Annotated in this window: 20 protein-coding genes and 1 riboswitch; of the genes, 7 read left to right on the top strand and 13 right to left on the bottom strand. The window is 44.1% G+C overall.

Features of this window, described 5'->3' with window-relative positions:
* Positions 1-126 precede the first annotated feature (126 nt).
* Together mfd and pth are read right to left on the bottom strand one after the other, a co-directional pair.
* A complete protein-coding gene (mfd, locus tag V7D18_RS03060) occupies positions 127-3663 on the bottom strand; it encodes a transcription-repair coupling factor (RefSeq protein WP_426151322.1) in 3537 nt (1178 codons plus the stop codon).
* Between the two features lie 9 nt (positions 3664-3672).
* Complete coding sequence (pth, locus tag V7D18_RS03055; RefSeq protein ID WP_426151320.1) at positions 3673-4239, bottom strand: aminoacyl-tRNA hydrolase; 567 nt, start codon at positions 4237-4239, stop codon at positions 3673-3675.
* Between the two features lie 235 nt (positions 4240-4474).
* Here pth and V7D18_RS03050 point away from each other — a divergent pair, with 235 nt between their 5' ends.
* On the top strand, positions 4475-6133 hold the full coding sequence (locus V7D18_RS03050; protein WP_426151318.1) for a DUF4091 domain-containing protein: 1659 nt from the start codon (positions 4475-4477) through the stop codon (positions 6131-6133).
* A gap of 78 nt (positions 6134-6211) precedes the next feature.
* Positions 6212-6307, top strand: a riboswitch (purine riboswitch).
* An 11-nt stretch (positions 6308-6318) separates the two neighbouring features.
* Positions 6319-7728 carry an NAD(P)/FAD-dependent oxidoreductase gene (locus tag V7D18_RS03045; RefSeq protein ID WP_426151316.1) on the top strand — a complete coding sequence of 470 codons (1410 nt, stop codon included), beginning with the start codon at positions 6319-6321 and terminating at the stop codon, positions 7726-7728.
* 63 nt (positions 7729-7791) lie between these two features.
* On the opposite strand, the gene V7D18_RS03040 is transcribed toward V7D18_RS03045, so the two are convergent.
* The 8 genes from V7D18_RS03040 to V7D18_RS03005 all read right to left on the bottom strand — a co-directional run bounded on the left by V7D18_RS03040 (position 7792) and on the right by V7D18_RS03005 (position 15961).
* Positions 7792-8589, bottom strand: a complete 798-nt coding sequence (locus V7D18_RS03040) for an HAD family hydrolase (protein WP_426151314.1) — start codon at positions 8587-8589, stop codon at positions 7792-7794.
* Entirely contained in the window at positions 8586-9170 is a 585-nt protein-coding gene (locus tag V7D18_RS03035) for a xanthine phosphoribosyltransferase (RefSeq protein WP_117419529.1), read from the bottom strand. The genes V7D18_RS03040 and V7D18_RS03035 overlap by 4 nt, the downstream gene beginning before the upstream one ends.
* 25 nt (positions 9171-9195) lie before the next feature.
* Positions 9196-10305 carry a trigger factor gene (gene tig / locus V7D18_RS03030; RefSeq protein WP_426151312.1) on the bottom strand — a complete coding sequence of 370 codons (1110 nt, stop codon included), beginning with the start codon at positions 10303-10305 and terminating at the stop codon, positions 9196-9198.
* A 125-nt stretch (positions 10306-10430) separates the two neighbouring features.
* Entirely contained in the window at positions 10431-11825 is a 1395-nt protein-coding gene (locus V7D18_RS03025) for an aminopeptidase (protein ID WP_426151310.1), read from the bottom strand.
* Between the two features lie 47 nt (positions 11826-11872).
* On the bottom strand, positions 11873-12334 hold the full coding sequence (gene dtd, locus V7D18_RS03020; protein WP_426151308.1) for a D-aminoacyl-tRNA deacylase: 462 nt from the start codon (positions 12332-12334) through the stop codon (positions 11873-11875).
* A 14-nt stretch (positions 12335-12348) separates the two neighbouring features.
* On the bottom strand, positions 12349-14148 hold the full coding sequence (locus V7D18_RS03015) for a glycerophosphodiester phosphodiesterase family protein (RefSeq protein ID WP_426151306.1): 1800 nt from the start codon (positions 14146-14148) through the stop codon (positions 12349-12351).
* A 73-nt stretch (positions 14149-14221) separates the two neighbouring features.
* Positions 14222-14899, bottom strand: coding sequence for a GTP pyrophosphokinase (locus V7D18_RS03010; protein WP_426151304.1), 678 nt, complete (start codon positions 14897-14899; stop codon positions 14222-14224).
* 129 nt (positions 14900-15028) lie between these two features.
* Positions 15029-15961 carry a S1 RNA-binding domain-containing protein gene (locus V7D18_RS03005; RefSeq protein ID WP_426151302.1) on the bottom strand — a complete coding sequence of 311 codons (933 nt, stop codon included), beginning with the start codon at positions 15959-15961 and terminating at the stop codon, positions 15029-15031.
* Between the two features lie 171 nt (positions 15962-16132).
* Here V7D18_RS03005 and V7D18_RS03000 point away from each other — a divergent pair, with 171 nt between their 5' ends.
* The 5 genes from V7D18_RS03000 to rbr all read left to right on the top strand — a co-directional run bounded on the left by V7D18_RS03000 (position 16133) and on the right by rbr (position 19500).
* A complete protein-coding gene (locus V7D18_RS03000; RefSeq protein ID WP_426151383.1) occupies positions 16133-16858 on the top strand; it encodes a phosphatase in 726 nt (241 codons plus the stop codon).
* Positions 16855-17793 (top strand): LysR family transcriptional regulator, encoded by a 939-nt coding sequence (locus V7D18_RS02995; protein ID WP_426151300.1) that lies wholly within the window; start codon positions 16855-16857, stop codon positions 17791-17793. The genes V7D18_RS03000 and V7D18_RS02995 overlap by 4 nt, the downstream gene beginning before the upstream one ends.
* Before the next feature lie 93 nt (positions 17794-17886).
* Entirely contained in the window at positions 17887-18276 is a 390-nt protein-coding gene (locus tag V7D18_RS02990) for a Fur family transcriptional regulator (RefSeq protein WP_426151298.1), read from the top strand.
* Between the two features lie 115 nt (positions 18277-18391).
* Positions 18392-18934 (top strand): NADH peroxidase, encoded by a 543-nt coding sequence (locus tag V7D18_RS02985; RefSeq protein ID WP_117415852.1) that lies wholly within the window; start codon positions 18392-18394, stop codon positions 18932-18934.
* Between the two features lie 29 nt (positions 18935-18963).
* A complete protein-coding gene (gene rbr / locus V7D18_RS02980; RefSeq protein WP_426151296.1) occupies positions 18964-19500 on the top strand; it encodes a rubrerythrin in 537 nt (178 codons plus the stop codon).
* Between the two features lie 106 nt (positions 19501-19606).
* On the opposite strand, the gene V7D18_RS02975 is transcribed toward rbr, so the two are convergent.
* The 3 genes from V7D18_RS02975 to V7D18_RS02965 form a co-directional block, all read right to left on the bottom strand.
* Positions 19607-20623 (bottom strand): glycosyltransferase family 2 protein, encoded by a 1017-nt coding sequence (locus tag V7D18_RS02975; RefSeq protein ID WP_426151294.1) that lies wholly within the window; start codon positions 20621-20623, stop codon positions 19607-19609.
* A gap of 29 nt (positions 20624-20652) precedes the next feature.
* Complete coding sequence (locus V7D18_RS02970; RefSeq protein WP_426151292.1) at positions 20653-21792, bottom strand: M20/M25/M40 family metallo-hydrolase; 1140 nt, start codon at positions 21790-21792, stop codon at positions 20653-20655.
* 137 nt (positions 21793-21929) lie between these two features.
* Positions 21930-22829, bottom strand: a complete 900-nt coding sequence (locus V7D18_RS02965) for a fumarylacetoacetate hydrolase family protein (RefSeq protein ID WP_426151290.1) — start codon at positions 22827-22829, stop codon at positions 21930-21932.
* Between the last annotated feature and the right edge of the window lie 3 nt (positions 22830-22832).

Here is a 22832-nt window from a genome sequence, read left to right as displayed (position 1 = left end):
AACAAAATGTATTGAAGTAAGAAAGCATCCGGGACTTAATCCCATCTTCTACTATTATTATATCACATAATGCCAAAAAATCAACCAGACAAGCTATATTTTTTTAGTTATATTTTCTATTTTTCTTTATTTTTCAGACAATTCCACGATCTGCTTTAAGATGACTTCTGCCTGGCTTATCATTACATCTGTTGTTGCATTTTTCTTTCGGTCAAGGTAAGCAAACTTAGGCTCTTCTCCCATATGGAATTTCAAATCTCCCCGGTATTCTTCGATAATCTTTGGAATTCCTTCCACCTTCAGCTTTGCATTCCGGTACATGGTAAGCCGGATTTCCTGGCGGTTTATATTCACCTCCGTCACGTATGCACTGTGTGCAAGGGCCTTTAATGCTGCAACCTTAAGAAGATTCTCAACCGGCTTTGGCATCTCACCGAAACGGTCCATCAGCTCATCCTGCATATCCATATGCTCATCATCATTCTCAATGGAAGAAATACGCTTATAAATATCAAGCTTCTGATATTCATTTTTAATATATGAGGTTGGAATATAGGCATCGATATCGCAGTCCACAACGGTTTCGTAGGTATCCTCTTCTTTCCTCTCCCCCTTCAGCTCCAGAACCGCCTGGTTTAGAAGTTTACAGTAAAGGTCGTATCCCACAGCTTCCATATGACCGTGCTGTTCCGCACCCAGGACATTGCCTGCTCCCCTTATCTCCAGATCTCTCATGGCAATTTTAATACCGGAACCAAGCTCCGTGAATTCCCGGATAGCCTGAAGACGTTTCTCTGCCTCTTCCTTCAGCATTTTATCCCGCTTATACATAAGAAATGCATATGCGGTACGGCTGGAACGGCCTACCCTGCCCCTTAACTGGTACAGCTGGGAAAGCCCCATGCGGTCTGCATCCTGAATAATCATGGTGTTGGCATTGGAAATATCAAGCCCTGTCTCAATAATCGTGGTGCATACCAGAACATCTATTTCCCCATTCACAAAATCAAACATGATCCGTTCCAGCTCATGCTCGTGCATCTGTCCGTGGGCAAATGTGACCACCGCTTCAGGAACCAGCTTAGCAATATGGTTTGCCACCTCATCGATATTGTTAACCCGGTTATATACATAATAAACCTGTCCTCCCCTTGACAATTCCCTGTGAATTGCTTCCCGGACCATTTCGTCGTTATGCTCCATTACATAAGTCTGTATGGGCATTCGGTCAACGGGAGGCTCTTCCAGCACACTCATATCCCGGATTCCTACAAGGCTCATATGAAGCGTCCTTGGGATCGGGGTTGCCGTCAGGGTCAGAACATCAATATTTTCCTTTAACTGTTTGATCTTCTCCTTATGGGCAACGCCGAAACGCTGCTCCTCATCAATGATTAAAAGCCCCAGATCTTTAAACTGTACATCTTTGGATAAAACCCGGTGGGTACCTACCACAATATCCACCATTCCTTTTCTCAGGTCTTCCACCGTTTTCTTAATCTGGGCAGAGGACTTAAACCGGGACATTAAATCCACCCGTACCGGGAAGTCCTTCATTCTCTGTGCAAAGGTATTATAATGCTGTTGAGCCAGAATGGTGGTGGGAACCAGATAGACAACCTGTTTTCCTTCCTGTACTGCTTTAAAAGCCGCCCTCAGTGCAATTTCTGTCTTGCCGTATCCCACATCTCCGCAGATTAATCGGTCCATGATTCTGCCGCTTTCCATGTCCGCTTTTGTAGATTCAATTGCATCCCACTGGTCCTCGGTCTCCTCGTAAGGAAACATCTCCTCAAATTCCTTCTGCCATACTGTATCCTCGCTGTACCGGAATCCGTGTGTCTGCTGTCTGGCCGCATACAGCATAACCAGGTCTTTTGCAATCTCTTTTACAGCACCCTTTACTCTGGTTTTTGTTTTATTCCACTGGTCTCCTCCAAGACGGTTGAGCTTTGGCTTCTTTGCTTCAGCACCGGCATACTTCTGGATTCCGTCAAGCCTTGTGGCAGGAAGATAAAGATTGCCGTTTTCCGCATATTCCACCTTTAAGTAATCCTTGATCACGCCGTCCTGTTCAATCTTTTCAATTCCGCGGTAAATTCCCAGACCATGATCTTCATGTACCACATAATCGCCTACGGAAAGGTCAGAGAAGTTCTGGATTCTGGTGCCTTCATACACCGTCTTTTTCCGTTTGCGCTTCTTCTTTTCCATACCGAACATATCGCCTTCGGTAATAACCAGGAATTTAATCATGGGATATTCAAAGCCGCGGTGAATGCTGCCGTAAGTAACCAGGATCTCCCCTGGTTTTACCTCATGCTCCCCATCCTTGTCGTCCGGACAGTACGCACGTAATTCATATTCCCTTAAATCGCCGGCCAGACGGCTGGCCCTGGTCCTGGAAGCGGATAGAAGAATGACCCGGTACCCCTCCCGTTTCCATCTGGTTAAATCCTTAATAAGCAGTTCGAAACTGTTCTGGTAGGAATTTACGTTCTTAACCTGAAAGCTGTAGCGGTTTTTTACCACAAAGCCTGACAGCTTCTGTTCCAGGCCGGTTAAATAAACACCGCTTTTCATCTGGATTCTGGCCAACATCTCTTTTGCCGGATAGAGAAGACTGGTCTGTCCTGGAAGGAGATAACCGTTTTCCAGACGATGAATCATACTTTCCCGAAATTCCATCTCAACGGTCTCTCCCTTTTCCTTAAGCCGCTCCGGCTCATCCAGAAAAAAGACCGTATTTTCAGGAGAAAAATAATCCAGAAAGGACACACTTCCCTTACAGAAATAATGAATATAGCCATCAAGTCCGTGCTGCTTCCAGCCCTCCTTTAAGCCTTCTATGAGTTCTGATACAATAGAACGGATCCTGGCTGCTTCCTCAATCTTTGACTGCGCCCTCAAATCCTTTTCATATTTTTTCAGCTCCTTTTGAAGTTCTTCCATACCCTCATTAATCTGCTGGGAGGTAAGAACCATTTCTGTCGCCGGATAAATACAGATCTCATCAAGCTGCTCTATGGATCTCTGACTTTCTAAATCAAAGGTTCGGATGGAGTCCACCTCATTGTCCCAAAGCTCAATACGAACAGGAAGCTCTTCTGTTAACGGGAAAATGTCTATGATACCGCCGCGGATGGAAAACTGCCCCATGCCATCTACCTGGCCCATTCGCTCATATCCCAGTTGTGTCAGCCGCTTTTTCCATATTTCCACATCAATGATCTGACCGCCTTTGACGAGAAGTGCCTGTTTTTTCAAATCAGCAAGAGGCATGAGATGGTCCATCAATCCGTCAAAGGTTGTTACCACCCATCCCGAGGATTGTTCCATTAAATGACGGAAAACTGCCATTCTCTGCTTGGTAAGCAGGTTTCCATGGATATCTGCATTGAAAAACAGCAAGTCCCTTGCAGGATAAAGCCACGCGTTGGAATCAAAAAAGCGAAGGTCCTCATAGATCTCTCTTGCCCTGGTATCGTCATATGTCACTACCAGTTTAAGACCTTCCTGTTTTGCCGCTTCATACATCAGATGAACCTTCTGGGAATCCATACAGCCGCTTGCCATGACTGGTCCGGCCTTCTTTGCCAGATCAAAGCAAAGACCCTCAAAGTCCTTCAGTTCCTTTAATGGTTTTTCAAATAGATCGTTCATGAAATCTCCTTATTTCTTTCTGTTGAAATAATTCATCGCCTTTTCGGCGCCGTCTTCCACCATCATGATTGCCGCTTCTGCCGCCGCCCGGTAAGCATCGGCCATAACAGACTCCTGCTCTTTCGGGAACCGCCCCAACACATAGTCTGCCAGATCCATCTCTTTTGGTTTTTCACCCACTCCGACTCTGATTCTTGGAAATTCCTGGGTTCCTATATGCTGAATGATATTTTTCAGCCCGTTGTGACCGCCTGCACTTCCTTTTAGACGAATGCGAAGCTGCCCCTCTGAAAGGTTGATGTCATCACAGATGACAATAATATTCTCCGGCTCCACCTTATAAAAGTCAGCCATGGAACGGATACTCTCTCCGCTTAAATTCATATAGGTCTGAGGTTTTGAAAGAATCACCTTTTTAAATCCCGCCATTCCCATACCGTACACAGCTTTGTGCTTCTTTTCTGTCACGCGGATTCCCAGTTTATCCGCCAGAACATCAATAGCCTCAAAACCTACATTGTGTCTTGTTTTATCATATTCTCTTGTTGGATTACCTAATCCTGCGATGATGTACATGATGATTCTCCTTATTATTGTCTATATTAACAGCAGTTGCGTTTCATGACTGATCGGGGCGTTTTATGAACGCCCGAAAAGCGTTAGATTTCCCATACAGGGGTACCTAACGCGATTCTTTTCATTTTAACAGTTTAAAAGAAGGATGTAAAGGCAGAATGACAGATTTATTTTATTCCATTGATAATAGATACATGGGAAGTTATAATGTAACTATTCAGGGAGGAATAACGATATGGAAAAACAGAACAATTGCTACCGTATGATTCTTTTAAGCTCACTAAGCAAGGTTTTTGCCGATGAAGAGCCCTTATTCTTTCCGGAATGCTGCCGCCTTAGCGGACTTTACGGCGAAACGGTTTCCTTTCAGGCCGCCTGCTCTTTTACCGGAAACGAGAAAGAAACCCTGCGGGTTGATATCGATTCTGTATTGGAAAAATATATCAATATCCGACAGGTAATCTCCGTTCCCTCTGCATATCCGGCACATATAAAGCGCGACAGCAATTATCTTCGCCATACACCTGGGCTTTATCCGGATCTCCTTAGAAATCTGGATCAGGATGAATTTGTGCTCCTTCCCGGTGTGTGGCAAAGCCTTTGGGTTGACCTGTCACTTACCCATGATATCCCGCGTGGGTTTTATCCTGTCACCGTTTCACTGATAAATGGAACCGGATTAACAGCCGCCTCGGTTACCGCCGTAATCGAAGTCATTCCGGCATCATTGCCGGATCAGGAGCTGATTCATACGGAATGGTTTCATGGAGACTGTCTGGCCGATTATTATCATGTTCCCGTATTTTCGGAAGAGCACTGGCATATCCTTGAAAATTTTATTACCCTTTATGGCAAAAAGGGCATGAACATGATACTTACTCCCATTTTCACCCCTCCTCTTGACACTGCAAAGGGCGGGGAACGGACCACCATTCAACTGGTTGAAATAACGGAAGAAAACAATCACTATCAATTTGATTTTACCAGACTGAAACGATGGGTGGCAATCTGCAAGGCATCCGGTATTAAATATTTTGAAATGGCACATCTGTTTACCCAGTGGGGAGCGGGCTTTGCTCCAAAAATCCTGGTGACTGTAAACGGGGAGACTGTGAAACGGTTTGGCTGGCATACGAAAGCCTTAGGTGAATACACCTGTTTTCTCAATCAGTTTCTTCCTGCCCTGAAGGAGGAACTGAAAATACTTGGTATTCTCGACGATACCTGGTTCCATATTTCAGACGAACCAAGAAGCGCCCATTTGGAATCTTATGCAGCAGCCAGAGAATCGGTAATGAGCCATTTAAAAGACTGTAAGCTGATTGATGCTCTTTCCGAATATTCTTTTTATGAGGCAGGTCTGGCTGAGCGTCCTGTTTGTGCCACCGACCACATAGAACCATTTTTACAGCACGGTGTTCCTCATTTATGGAGCTACTATTGTACCGCCCAGTGTGTGGGTGTTGCCAATCGCTTTATGGCCATGCCATCAGCGCGGAACCGCATCTATGGAATCCAGGTCTATAAGTTCGGAATTGAAGGAATTCTCCACTGGGGTTTTAACTTCTATAATTCTGAATACTCCATGGAACATATTAACCCCTACCTCGTCACTGACAGCGGAGGGAGTTTTCCTTCCGGTGATGCATTTTTAGTTTATCCCGGAGCGGATAAGAATCCGGAGGAATCCATACGTCTTATGGTTCTATATGAGGCCATACAGGACCACAGGGCGTTAAAACTGCTGGAATGGTATATCGGCAGGGAAGCTGTTATAAAGCTTTTGGAAGAGGATTTATCGGAGCCGATTACATTTGAAACTTATCCCAAATCGGCTGCATATTTAACTTTAACCAGAAATAAAATCAACCGGACACTAAAGCAGTATATTTAAAGGAAAAGATGCTGTGGCAATCATCCCTGTTATAGAAATTTTATACTCATGTCCCTTGTCATATCTCCTGTCATTATGATAAAATAAAACCGTTGCGCTTATATAAGTTCAAAATTGGTTGAACGTTTCTACCAACTACCTCAATAGTTGACTATAAGGGTTAGAAGGAAAAAGGAGTGATGTTCATGAAGGAAGCTTCAAAAAATTACGATGTGATCATCATCGGTGCAGGCCCCTCCGGTATTTTCTGCGCCTATGAACTGATCGAGAAAAAACCGGATTTAAAAATCCTTATGATTGAAAAGGGCCGTCCTATTGAAAAACGTACCTGTCCCAAACGTACAACCAAAGTATGTGTAGGCTGCAAACCATGCTCCATAACCACTGGATTTGCAGGTGCAGGAGCATTCTCAGACGGTAAATTATCGTTATCCCCTGATGTCGGAGGTAATCTTCCCGAAATACTGGGATATGACAAAACCGTAGAACTGTTAAAAGAATCTGACAATATTTATTTAAAATTCGGCGCTGATACCAATGTTTACGGTGTGGACAAACAGAAGGAGATTCAGGAGATCCGCCGCAAAGCCATTAACGCCAATTTAAAGCTGATCGAATGCCCGATCCGCCATCTTGGTACGGAGGAAGGCTATAAAATCTACACCCGTCTCCAGGAGCATTTACTGACACAGGGTGTGGAGATGGAATTTAATACCATGGTTAAGGATATCATCATTGAGGATAACCAGGCCAGAGGAATTATTACTGATAAAGATGAGGTCTACGAGGCTCCTGAGATTGTCTCCGCCATCGGCCGGGAAGGATCTGACTGGTTCAGTCATATCTGCGGAAACCATGGAATTGAGACAAAGGTCGGAACCGTTGATATCGGTGTCCGTGTTGAAGTCAGAGATGAAGTAATGGAATTCTTAAATAAGAATCTCTATGAAGCAAAGCTGGTTTATTACACGCCAACCTTTGATGATAAGGTACGTACCTTCTGTACCAATCCTTCCGGAGAAGTAGCTACGGAATACTACGAGAACGGACTGGCAGTGGTCAATGGACACGCCTACAAATCACAGGAGTACAAAACCAATAACACAAACTTTGCGATTCTGGTATCCAAAAACTTTACCAAACCATTTAAGACACCAATTGAATACGGAAAACATATTTCACAGCTAAGCAACATGCTGTGTGACGGCAGAATTCTGGTACAGACCTTTGGAGATTTCCAGAGAGGCAGACGTACCACAGAGGAGAGATTATGCCGGAACAATATCATCCCCACCTTAAAGGATGCGGTTCCCGGCGATTTGTCCCTGGTGTTCCCTCACAGAATTATGGTTGATATTAAGGAAATGCTGCTGGCTCTTGATAAGGTTACGCCTGGTATCGCCAGTGATGAGACTCTTCTTTACGGTGTGGAAGTTAAATTCTATTCCAATAAAGTAGTCGTTAACAGTGATTTCGAAACCAGTGTGCTGGGACTGCGTGCCATCGGAGATGGTGCCTCTGTAACAAGAGGACTTCAGCAGGCCTCCGCCAACGGAATCAGCGTTGCCAGAAGCATTTTAGGCAAATTAAATTAAACAGCAAAAAACATGGGACCGGTTATTGCCAATCCCATGTTTTTTATATATCTTACCGATGTGTTAAACAAGTCCCAGCTTCTTCATTGCATAGGCCACTCCGTCGTCTTCCACATTCTTTGTATAGAACGTGGCATAAGGCTCCAGTTCCACACTGTGGTGCCCCATGAGAATGCAGTTCCTGGCATACTCAAACATGGGTAAATCATTGGTGCTGTCACCGAATACATATGTATCCGCAAGGTCTACTCCATAATGCTTTATCACTTCCTCAATGGCAGTCGCCTTGGAGTGTCCCGCGGGAACGCATTCGTAAAATCCGCCGCCCCGGTTTATTATATCAAAATCCAGCCCCAGTTCCCGGGCGAATCCCTTCATATCACTTTGTTCATCTTCCATAACGCAGAATTTATCAAAGTCATAACAGTCTTCATCCCAGCCAAAAGGAGAGCAGTTTCCTTCAAGAGCCATATGCTCCTTCATGATTCTGACCTGTTCGATCCGTGATTCCTCTTTATTAAAATAACAGCTTTCTGTTCCCTCTAAAACCCCGTCAAGACCATATTCCAGGATCATCTTTTTAATCTTAATGCCTGTTTCATGAGGGATCGCGGCGGAGTAAAGAACTTCATCCCCCGCCACAATCCGTGTCCCGCAGCCGCAGCAATAGCCATCTACCTGCAGGATAGACCGTATGGGTCCAGTCAGACAGTACGTGCGTCCGGAATTGATAAATACCAGATGCCCTGCCTCTCTTGCACGTTCAACGGCCTGTTTTGCGCTCTCCGGCACATTCCGGTTAATTTCCGAAAAAAGCGTGCCGTCAATATCAAAAAACAGGGCTTTTCTCTTCCCGGTCATCGATCACCTCGAAAACAGATGGTACCGGTGGTTTCATCCATACTTTCCACAATTGCCAGGGATTCTACCCGGATTCCTTCGGAACGAAGGTGGTCTCCGCCGGGCTGAAATCCCTTCTCAATAACAATTCCTGCTCCTACCAGTTCTGCGCCGGAGTCTCTTACAATCGCTGCAAGCCCCTCTAACGCTTTACCGTTGGCTAAGAAATCATCAATGAGCAGCACCTTATCACCAGCACCTAAAAATTCCTTGGATACCATCACATCATAGGTTCTTCCATGGGTAAAGGATTCTACCTGAGTGGTATAAACATCTCCGGCAATATTCTTCGTCTTGGATTTCTTGGCAAATACAACAGGAACATCAAAATACTGAGCCACAATACAGGCGATACCGATGCCGGAAGCCTCGATGGTCAGGATCTTGTTGACTTCTTCATCTGCAAATCGTCTCTTAAACTCTTTTCCGATCTCCACGAACAGCTTTATGTCCATCTGGTGATTTAAAAAGCTGTCTACTTTCAGTACGTCACCGGACTTGATCTTTCCGTCCTTCCGTATTCTGTCCTTTAAAAGCTGCATAAAGGTTCCCCCTATGGTATGTGATTTATTCCGTTATTTTAGCGTTCTCTTTTAAGAAATCCAGTACTTTATTGCTGATGATATAATCATCTACTTCATACTGTCCTGCTGCCTGGATCATGCTGTCTACACTTTCGTAACCCATCTTCTCGGCTACATCCTTGCGGTCATCATCGTTTACGGTGATTCCCTCTTTTTCAGCAATCGCATTTAATACCAGTCTCTGTTTTACGATTCCTTCCGCCTGAGTCTTCACTGTACTTCTGAAATCTTCTTCCTTCATTCCAGTAAACGCAGTGATAAATGATGCAAAGTCCATGCCATAAGCTGCCGCCTGATTGGTGTATCTGGCAACTACATTCTCTACATTGGCATCAATCGCTTCCTGATTCGCCTCAACCGTAGAATTTGCTAAAACAGCATCATAAATATTGCTTTTTACATTCTGATCTGCCTGGTCATTCTTATTCTGAAGAAGAGTCTGTTTTTGGTTTTCCTTATATTCGTCAACCGTCTTGAACTCTGTGTTTTCCTGTACAAATGCATCATTTAACTCAGGAGTCTGTTTTTCTTTAATAGTGTTGACCGTTACTTCAAATACTACCGGCTGTCCTGCCAGATCCTTGTTGTTGTATTCCTGTGGGAAGGTAAGATCCAAAGAGAGTTTGTCTCCCTTTTTTGCTCCGATAATTCCTTCTTCAAAACCAGGAATGAACTGATTGGATCCAATGGTTAAATCATAGCCCTGGGCGGTACCGCCGTCAAATGCTGTGCCATCCTTTTTTCCTACAAAATCAATGTTTACAACATCGCCGGACTGTACGGCACGTTCTACTTCCACATCTTTTTCATGAGCTGCCAGATCACTCTGGATCGCCTGCTGCACTTCCTCATCTGTCACTTCCACAGCATCTCTTTTTACTTCAATGCCCTTGTAATTACCCAGCGTAATCGTTCCGTTATCCACTTTTGATAAGTCTACAGACGGAACAGTTTCCTGTGCGGAGGATTCAGTAGCCGCAGCTTGTGTTGTTTCAGGTGCTGCTGTCGTTTCATTTGCCGGTTTCTTGGAACAGCCGGTTACAATAGCGGCGGCAACAAGTCCGCACATACATACATTTAAAATTTTTTTCATAATACAATCCTTTTTCCTTCTAAAATTATATATCATATTCGTACTGCTTCCTGTCAGTTATACCATACTGGACACAGTAAAAAAAGCACTTTCCCGAAATTAACAAAAATTTCAATATTCCGTTATTATTTGTAAAATGCCTGGAATGCCTTATATGTATTATAAACATCCAGTTTGGAAGAAAGCTCAAAGGGGGAATGCATGGACAAAATCGGCACACCTAAATCAACCACATCTACATCCATCGCAGCCACATACTTGGCAATTGTTCCGCCGCCGCCCTGGTCTACTGCGCCAAGTTCACCGATCTGCCAGTATACGCCTTCCTTCTCCATCATGGCAATTACCTTTGCCATCAGTTCCGCGCTGGCATCGTTTGATCCTGCTTTTCCCCTGACACCGGTATACTTTGTCAAAACACAGCCTTTATTTAAATAGCAGGAATTGCGCTCCTCGTAAACGGAGGCAAAGGTCGGATCAAAAGCTGCATTGACATCAGAAGATAAGCACATGGAATTGCGCAGGACAGTTCTCACATTTGCATGCGCCACTTCAGCCAGGTCTTCGATGTAATGAAGAACAAAGTGAGAGTTTAATCCGGTATTGCCGTCAGAACCGATCTCTTCCTTGTCTGCCAGTACGGTCACTGTGGTATATTCCGGTTTCACTGCATCTATCTCCGCCATAAGCGCTGTATAGGCACATACCCTGTCATCCTGACCGTATGCACCGATGATGCTGCGGTCCAGACCAACATCACTGGCTTTCTGTGCCGGAACCAGCTCGATCTCAGCACGTAAAAAATCTGTTTCCGTAATTCCAAAACGGTCGTTTAAAAGTTTGAGAGTCATCAGCTTAACCGGTTCTTTTATTTCAGCCTCATCATTAAAAGGCAAAGATCCGATGACAACATTCAGTTCCTCTCCCTTCAACCCTTCCCCAAGCTTTCTGTCATTCTGTTCCGCCGCCAGATGGGGAAGTAAGTCTGTGATACAGAATACAGGATCGCCTTCCTTTTCACCGATATTAACCTCAATCACTTCTCCGCTTTTTTTAATAATCACACCATGCATGGATAATGGAATAGTCGCCCACTGGTATTTGCGGATTCCGCCGTAATAGTGGGTCTTGAAGTAAGCCAGATCGTTCTTTTCATAAACAGGATTGGGTTTTAAATCAAGTCTTGGAGAATCGATATGAGCACCGTTGATGCGAAGTCCCTTCTCAAGTCCCTGTGTTCCAAAGGTAGTTGCAAGGATCGCTTTCCCTCTGTTAACCTGGTATACTTTATCTCCCGGCCGGTAGGACTTTGTTCCGTCAAAAGGCACATAGCCCTGCATCTCCAGCATGGCAACGGCTTCTCTTACACACTCCCGTTCTGTCTTTCCATTATCAAGAAACCGCTTATATCCATTGCAGAACAGATCTGCCTGTTCCATCTGTTCCGGCGCATCTTTTCCGATGTGGGGAAACTTAAATGTCAGTTCATCCTGAAGTTTTTGTCCAATTGTTTTATCCATGGTAAATCATCCTCCGTTATTGTCAGGGGTTTTTCCCTGCTCATTCGTTAAGTCGTTGCCGGACATATCGTCTCGCTGTCTAATACCAGCGTAAATGGTCCGTCGTTTAATAAAGAAACCTTCATATCTGCACCGAAGCTGCCGGTCTGAACCCTCTTCGCAAAAGTTCCAAATCGTGCTGCAGCATATTCATAAAGGTGGTTAGCCAGCTGCGGCGATCCTGCACCCGCAAAGCTGGGCCGGTTTCCTTTTCTGCAGTCAGCATAGAGAGTAAACTGGCTCACTACCAGAATCTCCCCCTCCACCTGGGATAAGGATAAATTAGTCTTCCCGTTTTCATCGGGAAAAATTCTGAGTCTGCATATTTTATCCACCATCTTATCCGCAATCTCTTCCGTATCCGTGTCAGAAACTCCTAACAGAAGAAGAAAGCCTTTTCCAATAGAGCCGGTCTCATGCCCATCTACAGTAACTGAAGCATGGGCAACCCGCTGTAATACAATTCTCATGTATGTTCTCCTGTCTATTTTAATACCAGCTGTAAATATTCCAGCAGACTTTCTGTGGCAGCCTCACGGTAGACAATCTCACGCGCAAGTATGGGGTAATCTGTAATGATATTATCAACTCCCAGCATCTTCATTCGTTCCATCTCGCTTTTCCCGTTCACGGTCCAGGCGTGTACCGTCTTTCCTTTTTCATGTGCAGCCTCCACCAGCCGTTCATTGATAAAGTTGGAACGAAGGCTGATAAAATCTATGGAATCACTGGAATAAAAGTTCCCGTATGCCGCAGATATGATATAGCCGGTCCGGATCTGGGGATCTGTCTTTTTAATTCTGACCAGATAGGAAAAACGTGTGGAAGTCACCACGCACTGCTCTTCCATCTGATATTCATCGATCAGCTGTACCACCTTTTCCGGTAAGTCACTGTCCTCACCCAGGTTTTTAATCTCAATGTTTAAATTAATCTTCCCTTTGCAATATTCCATGGCTTCCTGCAGGGTGGGTATATACTCTCCTCTGTATTCATCAGAAAACCAGGAACCTACATCCAGCCTGACCAAATCATCATAATCATAGGAACCGATGGTCCGGTTTATGCCAGCCACCCGGTTCAAAGTAAAGTCGTGTCCCAGTACAACGATCCCGTCCTTTGTCTCCTGTACATCAATCTCTGCATAATCAGCCAGATCATCCACTGCCTTATGAAGTGCAGCCATGGTATTCTCCGGCGCCTCATTGGAACTGCCCCGGTGCGCAGTGATCTGAATCTCACTGAGCATATCTCCGGTTATCACAGAACCGTTTCTTAAAACGTAAAAGAGGGACAGCAGACAAATCGCCGTCGCAGCTGACATGATGATTCCTGCTGTCTTCCGGTTTCCAAAAGGCTTGCCCTCATAACCAATGGCTGCCGCCTTTCTGGAAATCCTGCTGTTAAACCGGAAATACTGAACACTGACAGCCCCGTATTTGCCCACAGCCAGAAGCATGCTGGAAAAGAAAATAAGGACCAGCTCGATCCAGTCACAGGCTGCCGGAAGCACAGCAAGTGCCAGACGGTTATCTGTAAACAGGGTAACTGCCACAGCGGTAAGCAGCACACAAAATCCGTAAAGCGCCCAAAGAGCAAGGATGGCAAGCCCATAATAAACAAGCATCAGAGGCAGGACCTCAAACATCCTGCGTCTCAAAAGCCACCAGCTTTTTAAATAGCCGTCCCGGAACCGCTTCTGCTCCACCATACAGGTATGAAATACATAAAGCCCCGGAACCACAAAAAACAGGATCAGAAGAATGGAAGCTGCCAGCAGGACCCGTCCCCATGGCTGCCTCAGTAACTCAGAAGTAACGAAATTAATTGGTTTTACATGGGTAAATACCCGATAAATCAGATACAGATTCGTAATAAAATAATCCGCCAGAACCAGAAGTCCCAGCTGCCAGTTTTTCCGGCGGATCTCATCAAGAAGTTTTGATAATCCTCCCGCCAGAATCTGCCACAAACTTAGCTTTCTGAAGTAGAATGCTCCCTGATACAGTGTAATCAGGCAGCCTGTTTCCAAAAGCATTATTAATATCCCAAAAATCAAAAGAGCAGCAATGATCACTGCTGTCCATGGTTTTATCAGAAAGGAACCGATATTTGACGCAGTTAAATAGCTGTAATCAGCCATTTTAAGCGCAAACTCAAGACCTGCATTTAAAGCAAGCAGATACAAAGGAGCTGTAACCAGGCGAAACAGCAGCGTGAAGATTAACCCATTTCTCTGATTATATTTAAGAATCTTAAATGTGTCTTTTGTTAATGTGCCCATAGAACAACCTTCTTTTTATGAAGTTAAAAAACAGCCTTAAGCGGGCGGAATCGTCAAGGCTGCACCTTTTCTTTTATTCTTCCTCTGCCTTACTGTCTCCGCCGTCTGGTATGGGCTTTTGTGCTTCACTCAGTTCCAGAATGGCCTGATTCAAAGAAAACATCTTTTTATCTAGCATATTGACCACATCTGCACAGGCTTTCAGCTCCTGCTGCAGATATGCCGGGGCATTGCCTTCAAATTTGTAGTAAATCTTATGCTCCAGACTTGCCCAGAAATCCATGGCTACAGTTCTGATCTGAATCTCCACCTTGGTATCAACCGGCCCATCCGTCAGATAAATGGGGATGGTAACTACCATGTGGTAGCTTTTATATCCGTTGGGCTTTGGATTCTCAATATAATCCTTTACATAAAGGACTGTTACATCACTTTGCTTTGTTATCATCTCCGCAATATGATAAATATCTGAAGTAAACGAGCAGATAATCCGGATTCCTGCAATATCGTTTAACTTTTCCACCATATTATCAATGGTCACATCGTACCCGTACCGCTTTAATTTTTTGACAATACTGTCCGGCGTTTTAAGTCTTGACTTGATGTGCTCAATGGGGTTGTAATTATAGATATGCACAAACTCATTATTGAGTATCTCTATTTTTGTATTAATTTCCCTTAATGCTGAGTCATACAAAAATATGATGGATTTCCACTGGTCAACCTGATCAAATGATTTGGGAATATTCATTCCACATTCCCCCTCCCTTGGCAACCTGTTTGAATCAGTGAGACAGGGGCAGCCCAAACGACAGCCCCTGCTACTCTTTAAACAGTATACCATAGAAACCCGATATTTTATATTGTTTTTACCCAGTTTCTAAAATTTTAATCCTTTTAAAAGATTTGCAAGTCCGGTAGATGCACTTCCCTCTTCTTTGTAATCAAAGATCTCTGCTGCTTCTTCCTCACCGTCTTCCACCGCCTTCATGCTTAAACTGATCTTATTATCTGCAGTCGAGATAATTTTTACCTTTACAGTCTGTCCTTCCTTTAAAACCGCGCCCGGGTGCTTAATTCTCTGATTGCTGATCTGAGAAATGTGGAGGAGACCGGAAAGACCGTTTTCCAGATTAATAAATGCACCGTAATCCTTTATGGTATCAACCGTTCCTTCCATAACCGCTCCAGCCTGACATTTGGCAATCTTTCTGCTGGTCTCTTCTTTCTGTTTTAATAATGCAGGTTCTTTTCCGGACAGTACCAGCTTCCGGTTCTCTTCGTCAGCAGTAATCACTGTTACATCAATGGTCTTTCCGCTAAAATCCTCCAGATTTTCAACATACTCCGCAGCCAGCTTGGAAGCGGGTATAAAACCGCGGATTCCTTCCAGGTAAACCACAGCTCCGCCTTTTACAATCTCTGATATCTTTATCGCTATCATGGTGCGGTCTTCCATCATGATCCGTAACTTCTCCCATGCTGCCTGATCATTTTGAAGCTTTCTGGATAGCACAAGGTTTCCTTCCCCGTCATCGGTGCTTATAACGGTTGCGGTGATTTCATCTCCCGTATGAATTTCAACAAGAGGGTTAAAATCAGGATCACTGCTTAAGTCCTCTTTATTAATGATTCCTTCGGCATAATATTTTAAATCCAGAAAAACCTGGTCCTCGCTTACACGGATTACTGTTCCGGTTACTGTATCGCCTTCTCTGACGCGTTTAAAGGATGCCTCCAGCTCAGCCGCATAATCATCCATGGTTTCCACATGCTCCTGGGAAACAGCATCTGTCTTCATCTCTTCTTCCATAAGAATTCCTCCATTCATAAAATACCTTGTTTCAGGCATAATCTAAGTATATATTTAACACATCCCGCCCGATATTTCTATAGTTTTCTCAGGAAAAATATGTTATATTCTAAGAAAAATACATACTTGCCGAATTAAAGATCCGGCTTTGCAACAGAAAGGACAAACATGATGAAGGACATAATGGACCTGCATACTCACACCGTGGCCAGCGGACATGCATACAACACGTTGTATGAAATGACAAGATCTGCCTCTGAAAAAGGACTCGCTCTCATGGGTTCCACGGACCACGCACCAAAAATGCCAGGAACATGCCACGAATTTTATTTTATTAATTTTAAAGTGATCCCACGCACGCTCTACGGAATTCATATTCTTATGGGAGCAGAGCTGAATATACTTGACTATACCGGCCGGATCGACTTAAGAGAAGGTCTTCTTGAAAAACTGGACTATTCCATAGCAAGCATTCATGAACCCTGCTATAAAAACGGAACCATGGCCCAGAATACAAGTGCCTATACAGGCGCTATAGAAAATCCCTATGTAAAGATTATCGGACACCCGGATGACAGCCGCTTTCCGGTGGATTACGATACCATAGTCTGTGCAGCGGCAGAAAACCACACCCTTCTGGAGGTCAATTCCAGTTCCCTTCACCCCTTAAGTCCCAGAAAAAACGCAAGGGAGAACTATGAGATTATGCTGGATTTATGCCGCCGCTACAGAGCATCCATTATTATAAACAGCGACGCCCACATTGAGGCTGATGTTGGGAATCATACCCGCGCTTTAGAGCTGCTTGATGAATTATCATTTCCCCAGGAACTGGTTGTAAACAGCTCCATTGACCGGCTTCTCCCCTATATACCAAAGCTGGAGGCTTATCTATGATTAACTTCCTGAACCTGGAATATTTTCTGGCTGTTGCGGAAGAATTAAATATTACAAGAGCCGCAAGACGGCTTTATATTTCCCAGCAGTCTTTAAGCAACCATATCTCTAATATGGAAAAAGAATTTGATGTTCAGCTCTTTAACCGTACCATGCCCCTGACACTGACCTATGCGGGCCGTGCCTTAAAGATCCGTGCCAAAGAGCTTCTGGATTTAAAGGATGAAACATACCGCCAGTTAGCAGACATTAAAGATTTTACCATCGGACAGCTCTCCATCGGTGTATCCCATACCAGAGGGCGCTTTCTTCTTCCTGTCATTCTTCCCGCCTTCCAGGAGAAGTTTCCCAATATCGAACTTCATCTGGTAGAAGGAAATTCGTCTGAACTAAGCAATGCGCTGATTCACGGAGAGATTGATCTTATGATTGACCTTCTTCCATTTAAAGCGGAAAATGTAGAGACAGTTCCCATCTGCGAAGAAGAAATCCTTCTGGTAGTTCCTGACCAGATCTTAGACCGGTATTTTCCGGGCAGGCAGGATGAGATTAAAAAGGAACTGGAATCCAATGCGGATGTGACACTTTTAAAGGATTGCCCCTATCTTCTCATCAATAAAGGGAACCGGGTACGCACCATTGCCGATGAAATATTTGAAGAGGCTCAGCTTTCTCCAAACATTCTTTTGGAGACAGAGAATATTGAAACAGTTCTTGCCCTTGCATCAAAGGGTATGGGCATCACCTTCTATCCTAAGATGTTTATGTCAGGAAACCAGGACGGCGCCGGTGCTGTTATGAAAAAAGCCGGTCTAAATTACTTTTCGTTAAATTACATGCGCAGCCATGGCATTCTCGCGTTTGGGTGCCATAAGGGCAGATACCTGTCTCAGGCTACAGAAGAATTTATCCGGATTGCAAAGGAAAATATATAGATTTAACTGCAGATTGACAAATGGGTTAGAATCCTATATTATTAAATAGTAACAATTACTACTATAATTATTGTTTATAGAAAAGGAGCGGCCATGAAAACATTAAAGTACAGCCGTCAGCGGGAATCTATAAAGTCCTGTTTAATGGCGAGACACGATCACCCCACTGCCGACGCCTTATACACTTCGATTCGCGAAGAATTCCCCAATATCAGCCTTGGTACCGTCTACCGGAATTTAAACCTTCTGGTGGAACTGGGGGAAATTCAGAAGCTGACCTGTGGAGACGGCGCCGATCACTTTGATGCGGACACATCACCGCATTATCATTTTGTATGCAGGAAATGCGGGCAGGTATATGATCTGCCTATGGAACCTATGGACAGCATTAATCATCTGGCTCAAAAACATGCGGAGGGTCAGGTTGACAGTCACAAGATCTATTTTTACGGCACTTGTAATGATTGTCTGAAAAATAATTGAGAATTTCTCTTGACATAGGATAAAACATGTGGTAATTTAATATCAGTAATCATTATTGTTATCGATTACCAAAACACTACAAATAAAAAATTAAAATAAAAGGAGACATGAGATCATGAAAAAATGGGTTTGTACAGTATGCGGTTATGTTCACGAAGGAGAGACAGCTCCGGAATTCTGTCCAGTATGTAAAGCTGGTTCTGAGAAGTTTAAATTACAGGACGAAGATATGTCCTGGGCCTGCGAGCATGAGATTGGTGTAGCTCAGGGTTCTCCTGAAGATATCATGAAGGATTTAAGAGCGAATTTTGAAGGCGAATGTACCGAGGTTGGAATGTACCTTGCCATGTCCAGAGCTGCTCACAGAGAAGGCTATCCTGAAATCGGCTTATATTACGAGAAGGCTGCTCACGAAGAAGCTGAGCATGCTTCCAAGTTTGCTGAATTATTAGGCGAATGTGTATCCTCCAGCACAAAGAAGAATCTGGAATTAAGAGTAGCAGCTGAAAACGGCGCAACAGCAGGCAAATTTGATCTTGCAAAGCGTGCCAAAGCATTAAACTTAGATGCAATTCATGATACCGTACATGAGATGGCTAAGGATGAAGCACGCCACGGAAAAGCATTCAAAGGCTTACTGGAAAGATACTTCGGCTAAATCCATTTTCGAACAGGAGGGTTTTTACGATGTCTAAATATGCGGGTACAAAAACAGAACAGAATTTAAAAGATGCATTTGCCGGCGAGTCCATGGCAAGAAATAAGTATACTTTTTATGCGTCTGCTGCAAAAAAATCCGGATATGAGCAGATGGCTGCGTTATATCTGGAAACTGCTGACCAGGAGAAGGAGCATGCTAAGATGTGGTTTAAAGAACTGCACGGCATTGGCACTCCGGAAGAGAACCTTGTGGATGCTGCAGAAGGTGAAAACTATGAGTGGACAGATATGTATAAAAGAATGGCTGAAGAAGCTAGAGCAGAAGGGTTCACAGAGCTTGCACTGAAGTTTGAATTTGTCGGTAAGGTAGAAGCCTCTCATGAAAAGAGATATTTAAAGCTGTTAGACAGCTTAAAGAATGATAAAACCTTTAAGGGCGATGCTCCCCTTGGCTGGAAGTGCCGCAACTGCGGTTATATTCACGAAGGTGCGGATGCTCCTGAGATTTGTCCGGTATGCGCACATCCGAAAGCCTATTTTGAAAGAAAAGCTGAAAATTACTAAAGCACTGCCGTAAACTCTCCGTTACAGGCAGAGACGTGGCAGAAGTCATAAGAGACCAGACTCTTTTGACTTCTGCCACGTTTTATATTTCCTAATCTCTTAAAGCTTACTTCTCCACTGCATTCTGGGCAAGTTCCTGATACAGCTTTGACTGCGTGATATCTCCCGACAGTTCGTAACATCTGGCAAGTTTAAGAAGAGGGAGTTCCTTCGAATACCTGATATTCAGTTCACATTCCGTTTCATAGGCTGCATTATAAAACCAGATCACTGCTTCCTGCAGATCTCCCACTTCCATAAAATACTCTCCGACATCATAACAGACCTCCGCACTGGCTTTTCCGCAAGCAATATTCTTCAGTGCATTTTTTAAGATCTGGGTTCCATCATGCTTTATCCGTCCGCATCTCGTCAAAACACACTGAATAATTTTCAACTCTTCTTCTGCCCTGTCTTCTGACAACAGACCGGTAAAATAAGCTTCCGCATCCAGAAAATCCTGATCCTCTCCGGAAATAAACAGTTCCCTGGCATACATGGAACGAAGCTTCTTAGAAAGAGGAATTCCTTTTGCTATCAGTTTTCTGAAAATACCAAAATCACGCTTTGAATGATTTCCTTCCGGCATATGTATGATTTCGATTTCGCTGTCAAATATAATCGGATCTAAGCGTATAGTTTCATGAACGGGATCCAGCCACTCAAATCTGCGGTTTCTTTTAAATAATTTGGGACGGTACTCGCAATCAAAGTTATACGTTGTATTAAACTGCAGCTGATTGGTGTATTTCATCTGTACTATTTCTATCTCGGGCAGAATACATTGCTTTAAATCCATAAACCGCTTTCTGTTTTCCTCATCAATGATCTCATCGGCATCCGCCACATAGATATAATCCATCCCTGCTTTTTCAAAAGAGAAATTTCTTGCAGCGGCAAAATCATCTACCCATGTAAAATCAAAGATTCTGCACCCAAACTGTTTCCCTATCTCCTTTGTTCTGTCTGTTGATCCGGTATCTACAAGAACTATCTCATCAACCAGATCCTTCAGGCTTAAAAGACAGCGGGTCAATACATTTTCTTCATTTTTTACAATCAGGCATGCACTGACAGTAATCATCTTCTCTGTACCTCTTCTCTTTCATTTTCTTAAAAACAGGATAATATCAGTTCAAAAGCAACGCGGTAACCTTCTTTTAAGCTGGCAATATCAACCCATTCCTGCCGCGTATGGGCCCCGCTTCCTCTGACAGCCCCAAAGCAGACACTGGGAATTCCCTGTGAAAGGGGGATATTGCAGTCTGTGGAACCACAGCCCTTTTGAGGTTCCGTTCCTGTATGCCTTTTCACCGCTTGTAAAACCTTATTAATCATACGCTCCTGCTTTAATGGATCGACTCCACTGCTGCAGGGACGCTCACCCACCAGAAGTGTGTTTACTTCCACCTGCTTTGTCCGGTAGCTTTCTGCGACAGCCTTAAAATGCCGCTCCATAAATTCCAGATCTTCCATGCTGTCTGACCGGAACTCATAAAGCATCTTCGCCTGCTGGGCAATGGTGTTAACTGAGGTCCCCCCTGAAATGGTTCCCACATTATAGGTGGTTTTCGTTTTTGTTTCCGGGACCCTTATTGTATAAAGGGAGTTAATCATAGAGGCCAGACAGGCAATGGCATTGCAGTTCCCGAATTTCATAAATGAATGCCCGCCTTCCGTCAATACCTCCACCTCATATCTTCTGGAGCCTACGGCATCCGTTGTGATACGGTCCATATAGCCGTCTATGGAATAGAATTCTCTGATCCGGTCTCCATACTCCTTAACAATCTGCCTTGAGCCTTTTAGATTTCCAAGACCTTCCTCCCCTGCGTTGGCAATGAGAAGCAGTCCGCAGTCCGGGGGAGTGATTTTTTTACCGGCAATGTATTTGGCACACATAAGAAGTGCACATAGATTGGCTGTATCATCTCCGATTCCGGGAGCTTTTATTTTACCACTTTCAACCACAACAGGCAGAGGTGTTGTATCGGGAAAGACCACATCTGTATGGGCCATAAATACAACAACAGGGTTGTCTTTCGTACATCCTATGGGATAGACCACATTAAGAGCCGAATCAATATAGACATTTTCCGCCCCCTGACTCACCAGCCAGTCCCGGCAGAACTCAGCTCTTTTTTCTTCCTGATTAGAAGGTGCAGGTATCTTTCCGAGGGTCAGCAAAAGTTCATAAGTCTCGCTGCTGTACTCCTCAATATATTCCAGTATTTCCAATGATAACTGATCCATTGTTTATCCCTCCGTTTTTATATATTTTATCACTTTTATCAGCTTTGTACAGCAGGATTGGATTTTCCCGGGCAGAGAAAAAGTGTACAACGGCAGATATGCAATTGTACACTTCAAATAATTCAAATTTTATTCTATTATATGACGCGGTTTTTAATAGAACCAATTTCCTCTATTATGCATTCCACTTCGTCACCCACTGACAGAAATGCAGGGGGATTAAAGCCCATTCCTACCCCTTTTGGAGTTCCGGTGGATATAATTGTTCCTGCCTTCAGCGTCATTCCTTTTGACAGTTCACTGATAATGTGATCGATTTGGAATATCATGAGACGCGTATTGCTGTCCTGCCTCAGTTCTCCGTTTACCTTTGACTGAATGGATAGCTCAGGCGGATAGGAAATGGAATTAGAAGTGAGAATACAGGGGCCCATGGGAGTGAATCCGTCAAGGCTTTTTCCGAAATACCACTGCTTGTGGGCCGTTTGTATATTGCGTGCGCTCACGTCGTTAATGATGGTATAACCAAATATATAATCTGCTGCCTTCTCTGCAGGCACATCTTTCGCGTCTTTTCCAATAATAACAGCTAACTCGGCTTCATAATCCAGGCTGTCCACAATATCACAGTGACTTATTATTTCACCATAAGGGGCCACTGCTTCATTCACTCTCTTGGAGAAGTAGACTGCATAGTTTCTTTCCCTGTCAAACGCCTCTTTTTTGTAGCGCGCTGACTCCTCGGCATGTTCCATGTAATTAAGACCCAGACAGATAATATCCTGATCTGGTGTCAGAATTGGGGCCAGGAGGGTGACTTCTTTCATCATAGCCGCTCCTACGATGTTGCTGCTGTAAGGATCCAGCCCAGATGCATGTTCAAGCAGGTCCCGTTCTGACTGGCTCAGTCCCTTTACAACTTCCAGCATCTCTCTGTATTCCATACCGAAAGCCTTAAGAGGGAAAACCCACATCCCATCCCTGCTCACGACTCCGATATCTCTTCTACGGTCAACCTCGTAAGTAACTAATTTCATAAA

This window comes from Lacrimispora sp. 38-1, assembly GCF_049890855.1.
Taxonomy (GTDB): domain Bacteria; phylum Bacillota; class Clostridia; order Lachnospirales; family Lachnospiraceae; genus Lacrimispora.
The sequence above is the reverse complement of the archived record's forward strand: the minus strand, read 5'-3'. Positions and strand labels throughout refer to the sequence as shown.

What these genes read in the sequence shown, in the direction of transcription:
- V7D18_RS03010 (WP_426151304.1), bottom strand. Translation starts at nt 14,899, where the DNA reads ATGAATATTCCCAAATCATTTGATCAGGTTGACCAGTGGAAATCCATC.
- mfd (WP_426151322.1), bottom strand. Translation starts at nt 3,663, where the DNA reads ATGAACGATCTATTTGAAAAACCATTAAAGGAACTGAAGGACTTTGAG.
- V7D18_RS03000 (WP_426151383.1), top strand. Translation starts at nt 16,133, where the DNA reads ATGAAGGACATAATGGACCTGCATACTCACACCGTGGCCAGCGGACAT.
- V7D18_RS02995 (WP_426151300.1), top strand. Translation starts at nt 16,855, where the DNA reads ATGATTAACTTCCTGAACCTGGAATATTTTCTGGCTGTTGCGGAAGAA.
- pth (WP_426151320.1), bottom strand. Translation starts at nt 4,239, where the DNA reads ATGTACATCATCGCAGGATTAGGTAATCCAACAAGAGAATATGATAAA.
- V7D18_RS03035 (WP_117419529.1), bottom strand. Translation starts at nt 9,170, where the DNA reads ATGCAGCTTTTAAAGGACAGAATACGGAAGGACGGAAAGATCAAGTCC.
- V7D18_RS03045 (WP_426151316.1), top strand. Translation starts at nt 6,319, where the DNA reads ATGAAGGAAGCTTCAAAAAATTACGATGTGATCATCATCGGTGCAGGC.
- V7D18_RS03005 (WP_426151302.1), bottom strand. Translation starts at nt 15,961, where the DNA reads ATGGAAGAAGAGATGAAGACAGATGCTGTTTCCCAGGAGCATGTGGAA.
- V7D18_RS02970 (WP_426151292.1), bottom strand. Translation starts at nt 21,792, where the DNA reads ATGGATCAGTTATCATTGGAAATACTGGAATATATTGAGGAGTACAGC.
- V7D18_RS02965 (WP_426151290.1), bottom strand. Translation starts at nt 22,829, where the DNA reads ATGAAATTAGTTACTTACGAGGTTGACCGTAGAAGAGATATCGGAGTC.
- tig (WP_426151312.1), bottom strand. Translation starts at nt 10,305, where the DNA reads ATGAAAAAAATTTTAAATGTATGTATGTGCGGACTTGTTGCCGCCGCT.
- V7D18_RS03015 (WP_426151306.1), bottom strand. Translation starts at nt 14,148, where the DNA reads ATGGGCACATTAACAAAAGACACATTTAAGATTCTTAAATATAATCAG.
- V7D18_RS03050 (WP_426151318.1), top strand. Translation starts at nt 4,475, where the DNA reads ATGGAAAAACAGAACAATTGCTACCGTATGATTCTTTTAAGCTCACTA.
- V7D18_RS03040 (WP_426151314.1), bottom strand. Translation starts at nt 8,589, where the DNA reads ATGACCGGGAAGAGAAAAGCCCTGTTTTTTGATATTGACGGCACGCTT.
- dtd (WP_426151308.1), bottom strand. Translation starts at nt 12,334, where the DNA reads ATGAGAATTGTATTACAGCGGGTTGCCCATGCTTCAGTTACTGTAGAT.
- V7D18_RS02975 (WP_426151294.1), bottom strand. Translation starts at nt 20,623, where the DNA reads ATGATTACTGTCAGTGCATGCCTGATTGTAAAAAATGAAGAAAATGTA.
- V7D18_RS03025 (WP_426151310.1), bottom strand. Translation starts at nt 11,825, where the DNA reads ATGGATAAAACAATTGGACAAAAACTTCAGGATGAACTGACATTTAAG.
- rbr (WP_426151296.1), top strand. Translation starts at nt 18,964, where the DNA reads ATGTCTAAATATGCGGGTACAAAAACAGAACAGAATTTAAAAGATGCA.
- V7D18_RS02985 (WP_117415852.1), top strand. Translation starts at nt 18,392, where the DNA reads ATGAAAAAATGGGTTTGTACAGTATGCGGTTATGTTCACGAAGGAGAG.
- V7D18_RS02990 (WP_426151298.1), top strand. Translation starts at nt 17,887, where the DNA reads ATGAAAACATTAAAGTACAGCCGTCAGCGGGAATCTATAAAGTCCTGT.